The following is a 15,844-nucleotide window of genomic DNA, read 5'->3' as shown; positions in this document are numbered from 1 at the left end:
GGCATTGTGCCGTTACCGCGTGCCGTGGTGGGGGAACCAGCTCGCGCGCCGACCGGGTGTACCGGCCCCGGGCGGGTGCTGACACACAGCGCCGGCCATCCGCCAGCGGTGGGTCCTGCGCAGCAGGAACGAGGCAGCCGTGCAGGAGGTCGCAAACGAGCTGGCCTGGAACGTCGCGATCGGCCTGGACGAGCTCGTCCCGGCCGCGCCGTTGAGCGCCACCGTCCGTCACGCCGTTCTGGACGTATGGGCCGCCAGCGTCGAACGCCACCGAGGGGACCCCTCGTTCGAACTCAACTCGTTCCATCTCAGCCTGAGCATCCCCATCGCCAAGATGCTCGACTGGTACATCCGGCACGACCCGTCCTGGGCAATGATCACCCTGAGGGAGATCCAGTACGAGGCGTCCCGTCGACTGGGCGTCTCCGCTGGCCTCAGCGGCCGGGCCCTGCGCCGCTCCCTGTCGATGGACGGCAAGCTCGACGAGGCCCTCCGGGAGGAGTACCTCGATCGCGTCCTGGCCTCCGACGAAACGGCCTGACGCCACACCTCATCCCACCCAGGCGCGCCGACGGTAGCGGCGCGACCCACCGAACCCCGGCAGAGCCGGCCGCTGCCGAAACGTGCAGGGACTGGCCTGCACAGAAGAGGGACTGCCGGTCGCCCGCCCGCAGGAGGGACCGAAGGCGTTCAAGGGACCTGCGGGGGGCCTCCGCTGCTCGGTCACTCTCTCGGTCCCTGCGGTGTTTTCCCAGGTCAAAGCCCCTATGCATGGTGCGGCAGGGACCGAAGGGACCCGACTCTCCAGTTATGGCCAGGATTTGCGAAAGTGGTTCGCTGTACGGGTACGCCCGCGCGTACACAAGGGAAGTACTAGATTCGCTGATAAGGGGGAAGGTGAGTCCCTTCAGTCCCTGTCGCATCATCCATACATGCCCTGAGCTGGGATTTTGTGGCAGGGACTGAACAGTTCGCGCGCTCTGCCGCAGCCGATCACGGCCCCTGCGGTCGATTCGGTCCCTGGAGGACGGGCTCCGGACGGCCAAGGGTCTGGAGGGACTGGGCGGAACCATTCGGTTGCGGGATTTCGGCGTGTCCCGGGGACACCGACGCACCGGCCGATACAGTTTGCGGGTTCAGTCCCTTCGGTCTCTCGCAAATCCGGCAGACCGGCTGACCTGAGCCGGTCGTAGCCGGGCCCGGCCGGGTGAGGGTGGTGTGCGGTCGTGCGGCGCCGGGGCGAGGCGGGCGGGGCTGGGGTGCGACGACACGCTAGGCTCTGGATCCCGTTTCAGAATCCGGTCCCTTCGGTCCCTTTGGTCTCTGTCCATTCGACAGCCGGCCTAGCGGCCCGGGAACCCTTCGAAGGATCCGTTATGCCCGCAGCCGAGCAGACCCGCGGCCTAGCCGCCGTGACGTTTCCGCGCGGGCACGAGGTCGCCCGGTGGTGTGCTGTTCAGGGCTGGCCGGTGCACCCCCTGGCCTTCGGTCGCAAGACGCCGGCGGGCAACTGCCGGGTATGCCGGGAGAGCAGGGACGACCCGCAGCACTGCCCGTGCATCGCACAGGGGCGCTACTGCCACGGCTTCCACGCCGCCACTACCGACATGGAACTGGTGGACCGCTGGTGGGGCCAAGAGCCCGGCCTCGGCGTCGGGGTCGCCTGCGGCCCGGCCGGTCTGGTCGTCATCGACATCGACGCGCACGCGCCAGAGGTGCCTGACCGCTCCGTGCTTCTGCCCGGGATCCGCATCCCCGACCACATCGCCCTCGACGGCCTGGCCTCCGGCTACGACACCCTGGCGCTGCTCGCTGCCTACCGCCGCAACAGTGACCCGGCTAAGGACACCTCGACCCTCCGGGTGCGCACCCCCAGCGGTGGCCTGCACATCTGGTACCGCACCGACACCGCGTTCCGCTGCTCCACGGGATCAAGCTCCCGAACCGCCCTGGCCTGGCAGGTCGACGTCCGCGCCCACGGCGGCTACATCGTCGCCCCCGGAACCCAAACCCGCGTCGGCGCCTACACCCCGCTGGCGGGCGCCAGCCTGCCAGCGCCGCTTCCGGTCTGGATCGCCGATGAACTCACCCGCACCGGCCACCGCCTCGACACAGACCACGACACCCAGCCTGAGCCCATTCTGGGAAGCAGACCCCGACGTCCCAGCCCCAAGGTGGCTGGCCGGCTGCTGCAGCCGTTGCTGGCCGAGGTCACCGACTGCTCCCGCGTCGCCCAGGGCGCCGGGTTCACGGAGAAGCTCAACCGGGCCGCCTTCACCGCCGGAGGCCTGATCGCCGCAGGACACCTGGATCTGGCTGAGGGCACGCAACTGCTACGCGAGGCCGCACTCGCAGCCCGGCCCGGGCGGTCACGCCGCATCGACGCCCTGATCACCTCCTCACTCGCGGCCGGTGCCCGCCGCCCGCTCCACATCGAAGGACGACGACGATGAACGCCGCCGACACCCCGCAGGGGTTCGACGCCGTAGCCGCGGCCCAGCAGATGCTGGCGTTCGAAGAGGAGCTCGCCGCCGCACCCCTCACGCCCAGCGCGCCGCTGCCCGCTCAGAAGGCCACTGCGGCTGCCCGTACGCCCAGGCCCGCAGACCAGGACGGAGTGCTCCCCGCGTCGCTGACCGACCGGGGCAACGCCAAGCTGTTCGCGCGCCTGCACCACGAGCAGTTCCGCCACGTCGAAGGCCTCGGCTGGTACGAGTGGGGCGGGTACCGGTGGAAGCGCGGCTCGGAGAAGGCCGTCCTGTGGGCGGCCGGCGAACTCGCCGAGCAGATGCCCACCAGCGACCCGGACATGATCTACTCCAACCGGGAGATCGCCCTGCACCGGCGGCGCACCAGCTCCACCGCAGGGATCAAGGCTTTCCTGGAACAGGCCAAGGCCAGTCCCCATCTGTCCATGGCGCCCGACCAACTGGACAGCGACCCCTGGGCCCTGTGCACTCCCGCAGGGGTGGTCGACCTGCGTACCGGCGACCTACACAAGCCCTCTCCGCTGGCCGGGTCCCACTCGCGTGCCACCAGCGTGGCGCCGGAGGCCTCACCGACACCGCGCTGGGACCGCTTCCTGGCCGACACGTTCGGCGACGACGAGCCGGGCCGCGAGATGGTCGACTTCCTGCACGTCCTCCTCGGCTACTCCACCACGGGCGACGTCGGCGGCCAGGTGCTGCCCTTCCTGCACGGGCTCGGTGCGAACGGCAAGTCCGTGCTGCTGGACGTCATGCTGCAGCTGCTCGGCGACTACGCCGACGCCGCCCCACCCGGATTCCTGATGGACCGCGGCGCGTTCACCGAGCACTCCACCGAGCTGACCGAGCTCCACGGCCGGCGCCTGGTGGTCTGTTCGGAGCTCAAGGCCACCGACCGATTCGACGAGGCCCGCGTCAAACTGCTGACCGGCGGCGACAAGATCAAGGCACGCCGGATGCGGCAGGACTACTTCTCCTTCACGCCCACCCACCACCTGTGGCTGCTCGGCAACCACCGCCCCGAGGTCACCACCGGCGGCTTCGCCTTCTGGCGCCGGATCCGCCTCGTGCCGTTCGAGAAGACCGTCTCCGACGAGAACAAGATCGACAACTTGGCCTTCGAGCTCGTGCGCGACGAAGGGCCCGGCATCCTGCACTGGATCGTCCAAGGCGCCGTGCGCTACCACCGCCTGCGCGAAGCCCGTAAGAACGGCCTCACCTCGGCCGACCCGCTTGAAGGCCCCGCCCGAGTGCGCCTGGCCACCAACGCCTACGCCACCACCGAGGACACCATCGGCCGCTTCCTCGCCGAGTGCTGCACCCGCGACAGCGACCAGGCCGCCGATCTGCGCGTCGAGCAGGGCCAGCTCTACGCCACTTACACCACCTGGTGCAACTCTGGCGAAGGCGTCCGCCCCACCAGCGCCCGCGCCTTCGCCACCCGGGTCCGCAGCGACCTCGGTCTGGCCACGCCCAACGACATGCTCAAGAGCAACGGCCGCAAGTACTACCCCGGGATCGGCCTCCTTGCCACCGACTGACCCCGCCCAACGCGGGCACCACCACGGCCGCCGCTCATGCCACCTACACCCCGCGCCCCCTGCCGCTCTACGATGCAGACACCACCCACTCCCGGCGCACCGCGAGGAAGGAAGCCCCCAGTCATGAGCTCGCTCCTGAACAGCAGCGTTCTCAGCCACGAAGCGAATGTGGTCTGGCTGGAGGACCCCGCCGCACTCGACTACGTCCGCCAGACCATCGACAAGACCCCCCGCCGCCGCGGCAAGCCCCGCTGGCTGCGCGACGGACGCATGGTCGGCTACGCCGAACTCGACGACACCGCCCAGGCCGACCCTGACAGCGGACTCCACCGACGCCGCGTGTTCTTCCTCCTCCCCCACGACCGCGACCTCGACCCCCACGGCCTCTACGCCGCTGGTGCCCCGGGCGAGGCAGTCGACCCGCGCACCGTCGAACCCCGCACCGTCGGTGAGAAGACCCCACGCTCCCAACGCGGCACCACCCCGTCCTGACCGAGCGCCCGGGCCCGACCTTTCCGCCCAGACACCAGTGCGAAGAGACGAGAGGGCACAGGAACGGCGGACCGCTGGACGCTCGCCGTCCGGGTGATCAGCGGATGAGCGAACACCCTGCCCGGCAACGTGATCCCCGGCCAGGACGACCGAGTCCGTGGCTCGACCCGGCTTCTCGACGCGCCGTACCTGAACAGGAGGTCGGACGACCTGTCCGACCCGAGCAATTGTCAAATCCTGTGGATCAGATCAGCGTGATCGTATTTCCCAGGCCGGCCGCTGGAGCTCATCGTTGTGGACGATGATGTCGGCGTGGTCAGTTGGGCGAGCCGTGGCGAAGTAAAGCTGCTGGGACGGGATGTAACGGTTGCGCCAGGCCCGTTCGATCTCGGTTGCGCTGGCTGCGGATCCGGCCAACGCCTCACCTCGGGTCTGGGCGCGATCTAGCGTCCGCTCGAACGTGACAGAGACGAAGATGCTGAGGTCCCAGCGGTCGGCCAGCTCCGGGCGCAAGAGGAAGACGCCGTCGAAGAGCAGTACGGCGTCCGCGGGTGCTTCGGTGATAGGGAGGCACAACGCGGTGTCGCTGCCTCGGTCGTAGACCGCCTGCTGGAACTTTCGGTCACCGGTTGGGCCCAGCGGGTCGAGCAGGACCTGGCACATCGTGTCGTGATCGTGGCTGTCGAAGTAGCAGCCCTCGGGCGAGTACTCGCCGCGCTGATAGCGCTGCGCCTTGGGGAACAGGAAGCCCTCGATCGTCGCGCGGATGACTTCGCGGCCCTGTGCGCGCAGGACAGCGGCAAGTTCGTCGGCCAGTGTCGTCTTGCCAGCGGCGGGCGGCCCGTCAATGGCGACGCGCACCGGGTGCCCGACCGTGACGGACTCAATCGTCTCGGCCAGGCGGCTCAGGAGTTCGCTGCGAGTGCCGCCGTCCATGCTGCCACCGTCCCTGTCTCGTGATACGAGCACACCCTATGGCCGGTCACGTGTGTCAGGCTGCTGCCGTCTCCTCTCGCTCGACCAGGATGCCGTTCTCGAACCGGGCACCGGCGCGGACGAGCGGGACCAGGTGGGCGCCGGTGATCGCACGCCAGCGTGCCTGGGCGGACTCGACGAGCTTGAACACCATCGCCAGGGCCGCAGCGGGGCTGCCGGCCCCCCGGGTGACCTTGGTTCGCAGCTTGACCGTGGAGAACGTCGACTCGATGGGATTCGTGGTCCGCAGGTGCACCCAGTGCTCCGCCGGGAAGTCGTAGAACGCCAGCAGTTCGTCACGGTCGTCGGTGATCTTCGCGATGGCCTTGGGCCATTTCGTGCCGTATGTGCGGGTCGCCCGTAGGGCCTTGGTGCCCGGCCACCGCGGTTCTCGGCCAGCAACCGGGGCGTGTCGGCGGCCGGGCACGGAACGCCGACCACGGACCCTGGCGCTCTTCCCTCTCGGGCTGAGCCGCTACCAGGGGCGCGGCATGCGCCGCTGATGCCCGGCCGACCCGTGGTGGTACTCGGCCACCGCCCGCAGCAGCTGCACCCGAGCCCACTCCAGCCGCTCGTCGAGTCCTCGCCCGGCATCGACCGCGTCCGGGTGGAGCCCGACCAGGCCGACTTGCGCGCTCCGTTCGACCAGCGCGGCCGCCAGGCCCGCCAGCTCCGCCTCCCACCGTACGAGGTCCCCCAGCGCGGTCCGGACCGCGGTGTCGACGGCGTCGACAGGGCTGCGCCCCTCCCTCCGGGCCTCCGCGGCGATCTCCCGCAGCTCGTCGCAGTCCGCCGACAGGACCTGCTCCTCCCAGGCGGCGACCCGCTGCGCGCAGGCCTCGACCAGGGTGCGGGATTCCTCGACGACGTCCTGGAGGGCGGAGTTGAGCAGCCACTCCTGCTGCCTGGCCGTCGGGGCGGGCGGGGCGGTGAGCTGGTCCAGGGCGCCGCGCAGGGCTGTTCCGGGACCGAGGTGGCGACGGCGGGTCATGCCCCTTCCAACGAGCCGGCCGCCGCAGTCGATGCCGGTGAACGCGGCCGTCGATCTGCGGATTCCCGTCCGGCCGGCGGCGCACGGCCGCTTCGGCCTCCGGTGCGCCGCCAGCCGTCCCCGCGCCGGACAGGCGTTCACGCCGCCACTGGCGGGATCGGCGGCCTGTTCAGGCGGTGCTCCGGCCCTCGGGGTGTCGGGCCTTCCCGGGCCCGCCGACCCTGCGCCGGGAGATCGGCGCCTCCTCGACGGACGCCCGCGGGAGCCGGTGCGGGCTAGCGGGTGCCGACGTCGAAGGCGGCCAGCTCCCGGAGGGCACCGACCAGCGATGTCTCGGGCAGGGGAAAGGTGCCCAGCACCGGGTGGACGCGCTTGACGATGTGCTCGGAGACCAGGTCGGGCAGGTCGTCGGCCAAGACCGGCGCGTCGGCCCGGCTGCCCCACTGCTCGGGTGCGAAGCCGAACTGGCTGAGCTGGTGACCCCAGACCAGGGCATCCTGAAGCTCGCCGCGCCGGGCGTGGTCGAGCAGGAGGCAGTACACGGCCGTGCCGTCACCGGCACCTGCGGCCCACTGCCACCACCAGCGTGCTCCGTCTGGATGGCCGGTCAGGTGGAGCAGGCAAGCCAGCACCCGGGCCCCGGCTCCATCGTCGACGTAGTCGTCCTTGATGAACGCCCCGAGACGCTCCGGCGCCTCGTTGTCGACCACCATCAGCGTGCATACCGCCCTCAGGTCCCACCGTGCCTGATCGACGGCCGCGTGCCCGTCAAGAGCCGGCCGCGTCCACCACGCCTGGGCTGCGGAAGAGCGGGCCACCGGGCCGAGCGCGCACCCCGACGGGTTCAGGCAGCGCGAACGGGCGGCTTGGCGCAGCGCCATCCGCTGTTCCGCGCCGTCGAGGTCGTAGGCGTCGTACCGGCGGCCGGTGTTCAGCCGGGCGAGCAGCGCCTCCAGTTCCGGTGTTGCCGCGTCGCGATCGTCGATCATTGCTTCTCTCCCTCGGGTCCCTCCACGTCCTCGCGGAGTCGGTAGGCCAGGCGCTGGCGCGCCTGTCGGATGTGCGAACGCACCGTGGCGCGCTCCACCCCCATCAGGTAGGCGACCTCCTCGGTCGTGAAGCCGAGGCAGGCGCATAGCTCCATCACGTCGCGCTGCCGTTCCGGAAGCCGGCGCAGCTCCTGGAAGGCCACCATCGCCTCGGTCAGGTCCTGGAACGGGTCACGGGTCCGGGTGGCCACGGCGGCGTCGAACACCGCGTGGTCCATCGGCACCGCGTGCCGTCCCTGGCGCCGCAGCTGGTCGACGACCCGGTGCTTAAGCACCGTCCAGGCATACCCCGGCAAGTTCTTCATCCGCAGCATCTGATCCCATTTGTCCGTCAGTGCGTCGAATGTGGCGTCAACCGCTTCTTCCGCGTCCGCGTCGGACCCCAACTGCAGGTAGGCCCACTCCAAGTACCGGGTCCGCACCTGGCTGTGGAACGCCCAGAAGGCGGCCTGCCAGGCCGGCGGCCACGTCTCGTACGGCACCCTCTGGTGCGCACCTTCGGTCACGGCGGACTCGACGGCTCCGTCCTCGGGATCGGTCTCGGCCTGGGTCACCGCTGCCCCCGCTTGAGATGCCTGCCACCCTCGGCGCGCCGGCCCGTGCGGGCCCTGCGGCCGATCCAGCTCCGCAGGCCGGCGGACAGAACCCGGCGCGCGAGACGAAGTCCGTCACGGGTGAACGCTCGGGTCGCCACGGCCACCGTTGCCAGCTGCGCTGCACTGTCCTGGTCCACAGTCCCTCCCCTTAGAAGGTCGTTGTGAGGAGGCGCCGACCCCTGCCTGCGGCGCCGGAGGCACGTAGGCCTCCACCTGTGAAGCGAACGGGGAAGGCGAATCGTGCAGAAGAATCTCAACTAAAAGTGTTTAGACAAGTGCGGAAAGTAGTGATCGGTTTCGATCAGCCGACCGGAGGGTCCACCGCCGGCATCTGCGGCCGTCGCCGACCAGCCCGCCGCCTGAACCCGGCCGGGCAGCCGGGCAGGAAGGCCAGCCCGCCAGGCCCCGCCAACTGTCCCCCATCCAGTCCTCCGCGACCAGGCGCAGCGCGGCGACCTGCTGGCAGAGCAAGGGCTTCCCCGAGCACCACCGGAGCCTGCCGCCGCCGTTCAGCACGCGCGGCGGCATCAACGACCGCATCGCCGCCGCAGCCCAACCCCGGCAGCCGTCGCTGCCACCGCAAGGGCTCAGGTGCCCGCCTCGGTCCGTCGGCCGGCATCTGCCGCCCCAAGCCCCCCGATCCCGGGCAGCCCAGGGAAGCCCGCAGCCACCGCACGACCGCCCAGAGCAGCTCACCGAACCAGCCGTCGGCCGTCCCGCCGTCAACGCCCTGACCGAAGATTCACGCGCCCCGGTGCCCTCCGGGCACGCGGCATAACCCCTGACCGGGCGCCCTCGTTCCCCGGCCGGCGGCGAAGGAACCGCGGCGGCGCGAAGGAGACTGCAGTGCAGGTCATCGTGGAGTCCCAGGGGTTCAAGACCGACGGCCGGGAAGCCGAGCGAAGCCTGACCGCCCAGTGGGTGTCGGTCGAAGGAGAGAGCGACGCCGGGAAGTCCACCGGCATGGAGGCGATGTTCCTCGCCTGGGGCCCGGCACCGTTCCTCAAGGCGATGCCGGCCATCAAGGCGTGCGACCAGATCTGGACCACCATGGAGATCGGCGGGTCACGATGGCGGATCACACACAACCCCACCAGCAGGAGCGTGGACTTCGAACGCACCGGCACGGGTGAAGCCCCGATGCGCCTCCCCCTGACCTCCCGCGACCCCGAGCGGCCCACCGCCTCCCGCTTCCTCCTGGAGCAGTTCGGCATCCCCACGCTGCGCCAGGGCGGCAAGGTCCTTCGGATCGAGCACATCATCCCGTTCATGTACGTGCGCCAGGCCAGCACCGGCGCCACCTTCCTCGGCGGAATGAAAGCGGAGCTGCGCGAGCTCGCGGTACGCGCGATGCTCGGCCTGCGCGAGGACGCCATCGAGACCGCCCGCGACGCCCACCGCGATCTGCGGCGTGAGCTCACCTCCGCCCGACGGCAACTGGCCGGGTTCGAGGCCCTGCGGGCGAAGTTCGGATTCAGCACGCCCGAGGAACTCGCCCACCGCCGCCACCAGGTCGAACAGGACCTCGCCCAGGCACGCGAGAGTGCCCGCAAATCGGCCAAGGTCCTCGGCGACGCCAACAAAACGCTGCAGGAGCTACGCGACGCGGCGAAAAAGTCCCACCCGGCCGCCGACGACACCGACCGGGCCGCCACCAAAGCCGAGAAGCAACTCGGTGACGCCCTGCAGCGCCTCGGCAAAGCCGAAGGCCGCCTCGCCCAGCTCCGCTCCCCCGACCCGACCACCTGCCCCACCTGCCACCAGCGCCTGCGCACCGCTGGCCTGGCCGCCCACGTCTGCCCGATGTGCAAGGCGGAAGACCCAGGCCGACGCGGCCAGAACCCGGCGGAGGACGAGCGCCTTCGCACCGCGGTCAAGGCCGTGGAGGACGCCACGAAGCTCTGCGACGTGCTCCGCAAGCACGCGGCCCAGGCCCGAGAGGACGCCACCGCAGCACACCGGGCGGTGCGACAGGCGTACCGGGATGCCAGCGTGTTCGCCGAGGCGACCGTTGAACCTCTGCGGCTGACCACCGTCGAGGCCGAGAAGAAGGTCCGCGAGCTGACGGTGCTGGCCGAGCAGCTCGGTGAGCGCACCGACGAGCTGATCGAAGGGATCACGGCGCAGCAGAAGGCGGTGAAGCGGCTTGAGTCAGCTGTGCGGAAGGCGGCCCAGGCCCTGGCGGACGCGCAGTCGCAGGCGCGGGCGCGGCTGGACGTTCTACTGAAGAAGTGGTCGGTCCTGTTCGCGCGCCGCATGGCCGCTGCCGGCACCCAGTGGCGGCATGCCCACATCGCGCAGGAGGGGTTCACCCCCGTTGTCAACGGCGAGTCCTTCGACCAGGTGTCGGTGGCCGGCTCCACCCTTGCGCTGGTGGAGCTGAACGCGCTGGTGAGTCTGCGCGAGCTGGGCCAGCAGGTCGCGGGCAGCAGCGTTCCGGGCCTGCTGGTCGTCGACGCGGCGCTGGCCGGACTGAGCGACACGCCCGCCGACGCCAGGGTGCGCACCTACCTTCTGCGCCTGTTCGCGCAGACCGCCGCCGGTGACGGTCCGCTGTCCCAGATCGTGACCGCCTCGCAGGAGGCCATCGGCGGCCACCCGGGCGCGCGCACCATCGCCCTGAGCCGGCACGAACCCTACATTCCGGGCCTGGTCCTGCCCGACACCGCCTGACCGCCCCTCACGCCGTGGGTCCGGCGGGCCGGTGGCGCCCGGCCAGAGCGTGGAAGGCGCCTTCCCACGGAGCCCAGAGCCGCACCCTGGGCTCGCCTCGCCCAGGCTCGATGACGGGGCGGGACAGGACAGCGGCGATCCGGTTCAGCGGAACCCGCAAGGTGCTGCCTCGGGGCGGAGTGAACTCGATGATCCCCGCAGTGGGGGTTCGGGACAGCTCGCCCCCCAGGACGACCAGAGGCCCGTCGGCCCCGGGCCCCGACTGCACCACCAGGCGGCCGACGTGGAGGGTGCCCCCGAAGCCCGTCGCCAGTAGATCATCGAAGTGCCGCGTCCCGGGGATCCAGGCGAGGCCGCCGATCAGGTCCGGCCATGCGCAGAGCGACAGCCGCTCCACCGGATCGGTTCGGCTGCAGTCGGGAAACGGCCGCGCGGCCGCGGCCAGTTCGCCGCGCGCCCGCGCCACCACCTCCGACACCGGCGCCTGCGGCGCCAGGTCATCGGGAACCAGCGGGAAGGCCGTGCGCAGGAGAGCGGCGGCCATGGCCCCCACCGTGCCAGGGCCGTGCCCCTGTTCGATGACCGGCCCCAGGACCACGCGCCCGCGCCCGAGGCCGGAGAAGGCGCTGGCGGTGACGCGCTGGGCGATCACCGCCGCCGCGGCGGGGACCGCCAGTACCGCCGCGCTGCGCATCCCCAAGTCCTCGCCGTCCCGCGCATACCCCGGCAGCCACGGGGTCGGCACCGTCGGACCGACCTGCTCCCACGCCGACAGGAACGCCAGCCCCGAGTCCGAGGCCTCCGTCAACGGCCACCCGTGCACGAGCACCAACTGCGCCGGCTTCTCGCACGCCGTCAGCGCCTCGGCCAGCGCCTCGTCGAGAAGACCGCACCACCGGATCACCACCGCCCTGGCATGGTGATCGGCCTCGGCCCGCGCCCAGCTTGCCGGGCCGTCGTGGCCCTCGGCGGAGGTCACCGCGGGTGTCGGCAGGAGCGCCACCTCACGAATCGGGTAGGTGCTCCAGGTACGGGCCACCGTCTCCAGCGCGGCGGCGAGCGCCGCCGGCGGCTGCGCCCCGATCGTTAGCGCCTTCCCCCACGCCGCCGACGCGACCCGCCACAAAGGCGCTGGCCCGCCCCGCAGGCCGTGGAGACGGTCCAGCTCCGCCCCTCGGCGCTCGGCACCGGCTGACTCGACCCGATCGACCGCACCCGTCACGGCGGCCGAGAGAAGCGGAGGCGGCAGCACCTCCCGGAACCGCTGCGCCGCAGCCCTCCACCTCTCCAGAACCTGCTCCCACACCGACAGGACCTGGCCTCCCTGATCAGCCAGCTCGCCGCCGACCAACGGCCCCAGGAGCATCCGGAGCTCCCCATCCCGGCCGAGAGGCGAACAGCTGAGGGCCACCGCGTACCGGGACCACGACGCGCCCTCACCGTCCGCCGCCTTCTCCAGCGAGACCGTTGCGGCCTCGGCGTCGACCACCATGGCGCAGGACCGCCACAAGGCGCCCGTCGGCGCGTCGATCTCCACCCGGCACCCCGAACACAGCCGCGGCAGCGCGTCCAGGAGCAGCACTTCCTCGGACCGGGCCGCGGCCGGCATGGACGAACAGGTCCTCTCCGACGCTCCGAGCGGGATGTGCCACTTCTGCCGGGAGTTGCCCCGCGCCAGCACCGCGCTAGCCCGCAGCACGGCCGGGACGTCCAGCCCCAGCCGCTGCACCGCTACCCGATCCAAGATCTCCACGCGCCTGACCTCCACCACCGCAGGACCCCGAGCCGGCCTCGGAGGTCCGCTGCACCCAACGATCCCCCCGGTCCCAGGGCACGCACCCCGGCCGCAACGCCCTTCTCCGACCTGCCCGGCATGCCGCCGACGTTCGGTCAGAACTGCGATGCCGCGCCCGTTCGCGCCCCGTACGATCCGCCGCAACGGATTCCGAAGCGGTCGGCGGCCGCGTCGGCCTGGCCGCGCCGCCAAGCGCCTGCAGGAGATCACGGGCCGCCCGGCGGGCACCGTCCACCGGATGATCGGCAAGTCGTGATCGGTGACCCCGAAGCCCTCGCCACGGCCATCAAGCGGCCAGCCGACCCCCGAAACTCCTCCCTCGCCCTACGGCTCCACGAGGCACTGACCGGCAACACGATCCTGCCCCGCCCCACCCGCAACGCCGACGGGCAGGCCACTCTGTGCTGACCCGCCCTGCTGTGCTGCCGGCATTCGCCATAGCGGCGATTGCCGGCAGCAACAGGCGGATCCCGGGCGCTTCTCACGCCCCGTCGCCCTCACAGGTGCCGTCACAGACCAGAGGGATGAGTCCAGAGGGCAGGTCGAAGCCCCAGCCGCCGATCGTCTCCGGGCGCATACCGGCCGCGCCGAGGTGGAACTCCAGGAAGGCGCTGGTCAGCCATTCCCGGCCGGTGACCACGTCGAAGGCCTCTCTCGTCAGGAGCGACCGTGCCCATGGCGCACGGCGTGCTTCCGGCGGAATAGCGCTCTGCAGCGCCTCCAGGGCCCGCAGCCGTTCGTCGAGCAGGCCCAGGCGCCGTTCAGCGAGGGCGTTCACGGCGACCGTGCCACCGACCCTGCAGGCGGACCGCAGCTCGGGAGCGGTGGTCAGGTTGGCTACCAACCGGTGGCGGACGTCGACGTAGGCGGCCACGGCGGTGCGGTACTCCTGCGGCACGTCTTCGAACTCGGCCACATCGCCCCACCCGGACTCAAAGAAGTCTGCTTCCCATCCTCTGGCGACAGGCCGGAGCCTCGGCGCTCCGTCTCCACCCCGGACCGCATGGACGTCCGGTCCCACCCGGCACCATCTGCCGTCGGGGACAAACGTGCTGGCGAGGTCCCGCACGAGTTCGGTGATGCAGCCGTAGGTCCTGAACAACTCGGGGCGGGCCCAGACGATGGGCCGCCCATCAAACGCCAGATCGTGCGGCAGAAGGTCGACAGTGGAATCGGTCATGGATCCGTGATCGGCACCTCTTCCCGTCCCCTTGATGCCGCCCCCGCACGGTGGCCGACCGCCCGATCGCGCACGGCGCAGCGGCCCTGGCCCGACACTCCTCGTCGCCGCCGCGACAGCGCCGACAGCGGAAGCCCGGCGTCGGCGCGCGGGCACGGCACCGTCGAGCCGACCGAAGCCACCGGGGTACGCCAACTCACGGGTATCAGGAGCTGAACCGCTACGCTCCCGACCGCACCCGTTCTCGTACCTCCACAGCCTGCCGGAGTTCCCCCGTGTTCCGAAGCACCATGTTGTACCGCACCGCCCTGACGATCGACTGCACCGACACCGAACAGCCTGACATCTTCAAGACCGTCCGCGGGGGCGCAGCCTCCTGGCTGGACAGCAAAGGCTACGGCGTCGAGGCCCTCGGGTCGTCCGGCCTTCACCAACTCGACGCCAGCACCACCCTCGACATCGTCGGGTCCTACAGCCCCGATGGGGACGAAGTCGGCCTGCGCCTGCAGTTCATCGAGCAGCGGGCGCAGCAGTGGACAACCACGCTCACCGCGGTCGGCCCTGACGCCCGCCGGACCGGCCTGGTGGCGGTCGAACTGGAATGCCAGAGCAGCGGCAGCGTCCCGCCGAGCGGACCGCCCCGGGTCATCCGTGAACTCGTCGCCGCCCTGCCCGTCATAGACGGCCTGGCCCCCGACGCCGGAGGGGGCTGGGAGGCGGTCACCCGGCTGACCGATTCCCCTCAGCACATCACGGCGGGAGACGTCGATCATCTCCTGGAGGTCCTCACCCACCAGGACCGCCGCCGCCCCGTCATCGTGGCCGCTCAGCCCTACCAGGAGACAGGCAGCTGGACCTGGCGCACCGGCAAGGTGTGGGAAGGGGCAGCCGGCTTCGCATCGCTCTTCCTGCTCACCGACCAGGCTGCCGTCAGCGCCTTCCGACGCGAGATCGGCCCCGACCACTGGGTCGCCCCCGGCTCGGTACGCACCTACCTGCCCGGCGTAGATCCGGCTTGGGCGGCTGACGGGTACCGCCACCGGTTCCTGACCTATCAGCGCCTGAACGACCGGCGCGACGAAGCGTGGAGACACATCGCCGGCGGCGTCCAGGAGCACACCCTTGACTCGCCCGTCCCGGAACGGCTCGCGGGCCTGGTCCTGCTGAACACCAGACCGGCGGCGCTGTCCCTCCAACTGCAGGAGAAGCCCTCATCGGGGCACCTCGACCTCGCCGAGGCGCGCGGAGAGGTCAGCCGGCTGGCGGGCATGGTCTCCGTCCGCGATGAGGAGATCACCCGCCAGCAACGTATGCAGCTCAGCCTTCAGCAGCAGCTCAACGACGCCAACGGCAAGCTGACCGCCTCCGAGGCCAGCAACGACAGCGAACTTGCCGAGCACCTCGACTCCCTCGACCTTCTCGACCGGGCCAACCGGGAGATCAACCGGCTCCGTGTCCTCTTGATGTCGCTGGGCGCAGGCAACGAGGCCTACGCCCAGCAGGACAGCGAGGATGCACCGCGTACCTTCGAGGAAGTCCTCGGCCGCCTCTCCTTCCTCCCCGGCGTCCAGTTCACCGGTCAACGCTCCCGCACCCTGAGCCTCGACGACACCGACACCCGCAAGGTCCCGGGCTGGGCCCGTAAGGCCTGGCTGGCACTCCAGGCCCCCAGCAGCTACGCGGAGATCTCCACCAGCGAGGGCTTCAACGGCAACTTCCTCCAGTTCTGCCTGCGCAGCCCCCGCGGCGCCGTCGTCATCTCGGGCAACACCGTCGCGATGGTCGAGTCCGAGGAAACCCTCAACCAGTGGGCCGACGAACGCGTCCTCCCCGTGCCGGCCCAAGTCCGCCCCGAAGGCGAGATCCTGATGGAAGCCCACATCAAACTGGACGTCCGTGGCTCCATTTCACCCCGGATCCACTTCTACGACGACACCGCCGGTCCAACCGGCAAGATCCTCGTCGGACTGATCGGCCGGCACCTGACCAACAGCAGGACCTGACCGGCGGGTCCGCCCGCTTGTAGCGTCTCAAATCCGGCTTCATAGTCTCACCGCTCGCTTCAT

General features: G+C 70.8%; 13 protein-coding genes and 1 pseudogene. 7 read left to right on the top strand and 7 right to left on the bottom strand.

Features of this window, described 5'->3' with window-relative positions:
• The first annotated feature begins 139 nt into the window (after nt 1–139).
• The 4 genes from ABT093_RS20170 (at nt 140) to ABT093_RS20155 (ending at nt 4,519) form a co-directional block, all read left to right on the top strand.
• Nucleotides 140–541, top strand: a complete 402-nt coding sequence (locus ABT093_RS20170) for a hypothetical protein (RefSeq protein ID WP_350566071.1) — start codon at nt 140–142, stop codon at nt 539–541.
• 835 nt (nt 542–1,376) lie between these two features.
• The gene (locus ABT093_RS20165) at nt 1,377–2,453 is read left to right on the top strand and encodes a bifunctional DNA primase/polymerase (RefSeq protein WP_350566069.1); all 1,077 of its coding nucleotides are present in this window, start codon (nt 1,377–1,379) and stop codon (nt 2,451–2,453) included.
• Nucleotides 2,450–4,027 (top strand): DNA primase family protein, encoded by a 1,578-nt coding sequence (locus ABT093_RS20160; RefSeq protein ID WP_350566067.1) that lies wholly within the window; start codon nt 2,450–2,452, stop codon nt 4,025–4,027. The genes ABT093_RS20165 and ABT093_RS20160 overlap by 4 nt, the downstream gene beginning before the upstream one ends.
• Before the next feature lie 123 nt (nt 4,028–4,150).
• Nucleotides 4,151–4,519 carry a DUF6009 family protein gene (locus tag ABT093_RS20155; RefSeq protein WP_350566065.1) on the top strand — a complete coding sequence of 123 codons (369 nt, stop codon included), beginning with the start codon at nt 4,151–4,153 and terminating at the stop codon, nt 4,517–4,519.
• A gap of 249 nt (nt 4,520–4,768) precedes the next feature.
• Here the strand turns inward: ABT093_RS20155 and ABT093_RS20150 are convergent, their stop codons facing one another.
• The 5 genes and pseudogenes from ABT093_RS20150 to ABT093_RS20130 form a co-directional block, all read right to left on the bottom strand.
• Complete coding sequence (locus tag ABT093_RS20150; protein WP_350566063.1) at nt 4,769–5,455, bottom strand: cytidylate kinase family protein; 687 nt, start codon at nt 5,453–5,455, stop codon at nt 4,769–4,771.
• Between the two features lie 55 nt (nt 5,456–5,510).
• A pseudogene (locus ABT093_RS20145) lies at nt 5,511–5,840 on the bottom strand (transposase); the annotation flags it as partial.
• A gap of 129 nt (nt 5,841–5,969) precedes the next feature.
• Nucleotides 5,970–6,485 (bottom strand): hypothetical protein, encoded by a 516-nt coding sequence (locus tag ABT093_RS20140; protein WP_350566061.1) that lies wholly within the window; start codon nt 6,483–6,485, stop codon nt 5,970–5,972.
• A gap of 275 nt (nt 6,486–6,760) precedes the next feature.
• Nucleotides 6,761–7,474: a hypothetical protein gene (locus tag ABT093_RS20135; RefSeq protein ID WP_350566059.1), complete on the bottom strand. Its 714-nt coding sequence runs from the start codon at nt 7,472–7,474 to the stop codon at nt 6,761–6,763.
• Nucleotides 7,471–8,088: an RNA polymerase sigma factor gene (locus ABT093_RS20130; RefSeq protein ID WP_350566057.1), complete on the bottom strand. Its 618-nt coding sequence runs from the start codon at nt 8,086–8,088 to the stop codon at nt 7,471–7,473. Before ABT093_RS20130 ends, ABT093_RS20135 begins: the two co-directional genes overlap by 4 nt.
• A gap of 888 nt (nt 8,089–8,976) precedes the next feature.
• Between ABT093_RS20130 and ABT093_RS20125 the strand changes: the two genes are divergently transcribed.
• Complete coding sequence (locus ABT093_RS20125; protein ID WP_350566055.1) at nt 8,977–10,803, top strand: hypothetical protein; 1,827 nt, start codon at nt 8,977–8,979, stop codon at nt 10,801–10,803.
• Between the two features lie 7 nt (nt 10,804–10,810).
• On the opposite strand, the gene ABT093_RS20120 is transcribed toward ABT093_RS20125, so the two are convergent.
• Nucleotides 10,811–12,556, bottom strand: coding sequence for a hypothetical protein (locus tag ABT093_RS20120; protein ID WP_350566053.1), 1,746 nt, complete (start codon nt 12,554–12,556; stop codon nt 10,811–10,813).
• Between the two features lie 294 nt (nt 12,557–12,850).
• Between ABT093_RS20120 and ABT093_RS20115 the strand changes: the two genes are divergently transcribed.
• Nucleotides 12,851–13,006: a hypothetical protein gene (locus ABT093_RS20115; protein WP_350566051.1), complete on the top strand. Its 156-nt coding sequence runs from the start codon at nt 12,851–12,853 to the stop codon at nt 13,004–13,006.
• A gap of 73 nt (nt 13,007–13,079) precedes the next feature.
• On the opposite strand, the gene ABT093_RS20110 is transcribed toward ABT093_RS20115, so the two are convergent.
• On the bottom strand, nt 13,080–13,778 hold the full coding sequence (locus tag ABT093_RS20110) for a hypothetical protein (RefSeq protein ID WP_350566049.1): 699 nt from the start codon (nt 13,776–13,778) through the stop codon (nt 13,080–13,082).
• A gap of 290 nt (nt 13,779–14,068) precedes the next feature.
• Here ABT093_RS20110 and ABT093_RS20105 point away from each other — a divergent pair, with 290 nt between their 5' ends.
• Nucleotides 14,069–15,781, top strand: coding sequence for a hypothetical protein (locus ABT093_RS20105; protein WP_350566047.1), 1,713 nt, complete (start codon nt 14,069–14,071; stop codon nt 15,779–15,781).
• The last annotated feature ends 63 nt before the right edge of the window (nt 15,782–15,844 follow it).

This window comes from Kitasatospora sp. NPDC002551, from assembly GCF_040296005.1.
Classification (GTDB): Bacteria; Actinomycetota; Actinomycetes; order Streptomycetales; family Streptomycetaceae; genus Kitasatospora.
The sequence above is the reverse complement of the archived record's forward strand: the minus strand, read 5'-3'. Positions and strand labels throughout refer to the sequence as shown.

What these genes read in the sequence shown, in the direction of transcription:
- ABT093_RS20165 (WP_350566069.1), top strand. Translation starts at nt 1,377, where the DNA reads ATGCCCGCAGCCGAGCAGACCCGCGGCCTAGCCGCCGTGACGTTTCCG.
- ABT093_RS20160 (WP_350566067.1), top strand. Translation starts at nt 2,450, where the DNA reads ATGAACGCCGCCGACACCCCGCAGGGGTTCGACGCCGTAGCCGCGGCC.
- ABT093_RS20155 (WP_350566065.1), top strand. Translation starts at nt 4,151, where the DNA reads ATGAGCTCGCTCCTGAACAGCAGCGTTCTCAGCCACGAAGCGAATGTG.
- ABT093_RS20150 (WP_350566063.1), bottom strand. Translation starts at nt 5,455, where the DNA reads ATGGACGGCGGCACTCGCAGCGAACTCCTGAGCCGCCTGGCCGAGACG.
- ABT093_RS20140 (WP_350566061.1), bottom strand. Translation starts at nt 6,485, where the DNA reads ATGACCCGCCGTCGCCACCTCGGTCCCGGAACAGCCCTGCGCGGCGCC.
- ABT093_RS20135 (WP_350566059.1), bottom strand. Translation starts at nt 7,474, where the DNA reads ATGATCGACGATCGCGACGCGGCAACACCGGAACTGGAGGCGCTGCTC.
- ABT093_RS20110 (WP_350566049.1), bottom strand. Translation starts at nt 13,778, where the DNA reads ATGACCGATTCCACTGTCGACCTTCTGCCGCACGATCTGGCGTTTGAT.
- ABT093_RS20105 (WP_350566047.1), top strand. Translation starts at nt 14,069, where the DNA reads ATGTTGTACCGCACCGCCCTGACGATCGACTGCACCGACACCGAACAG.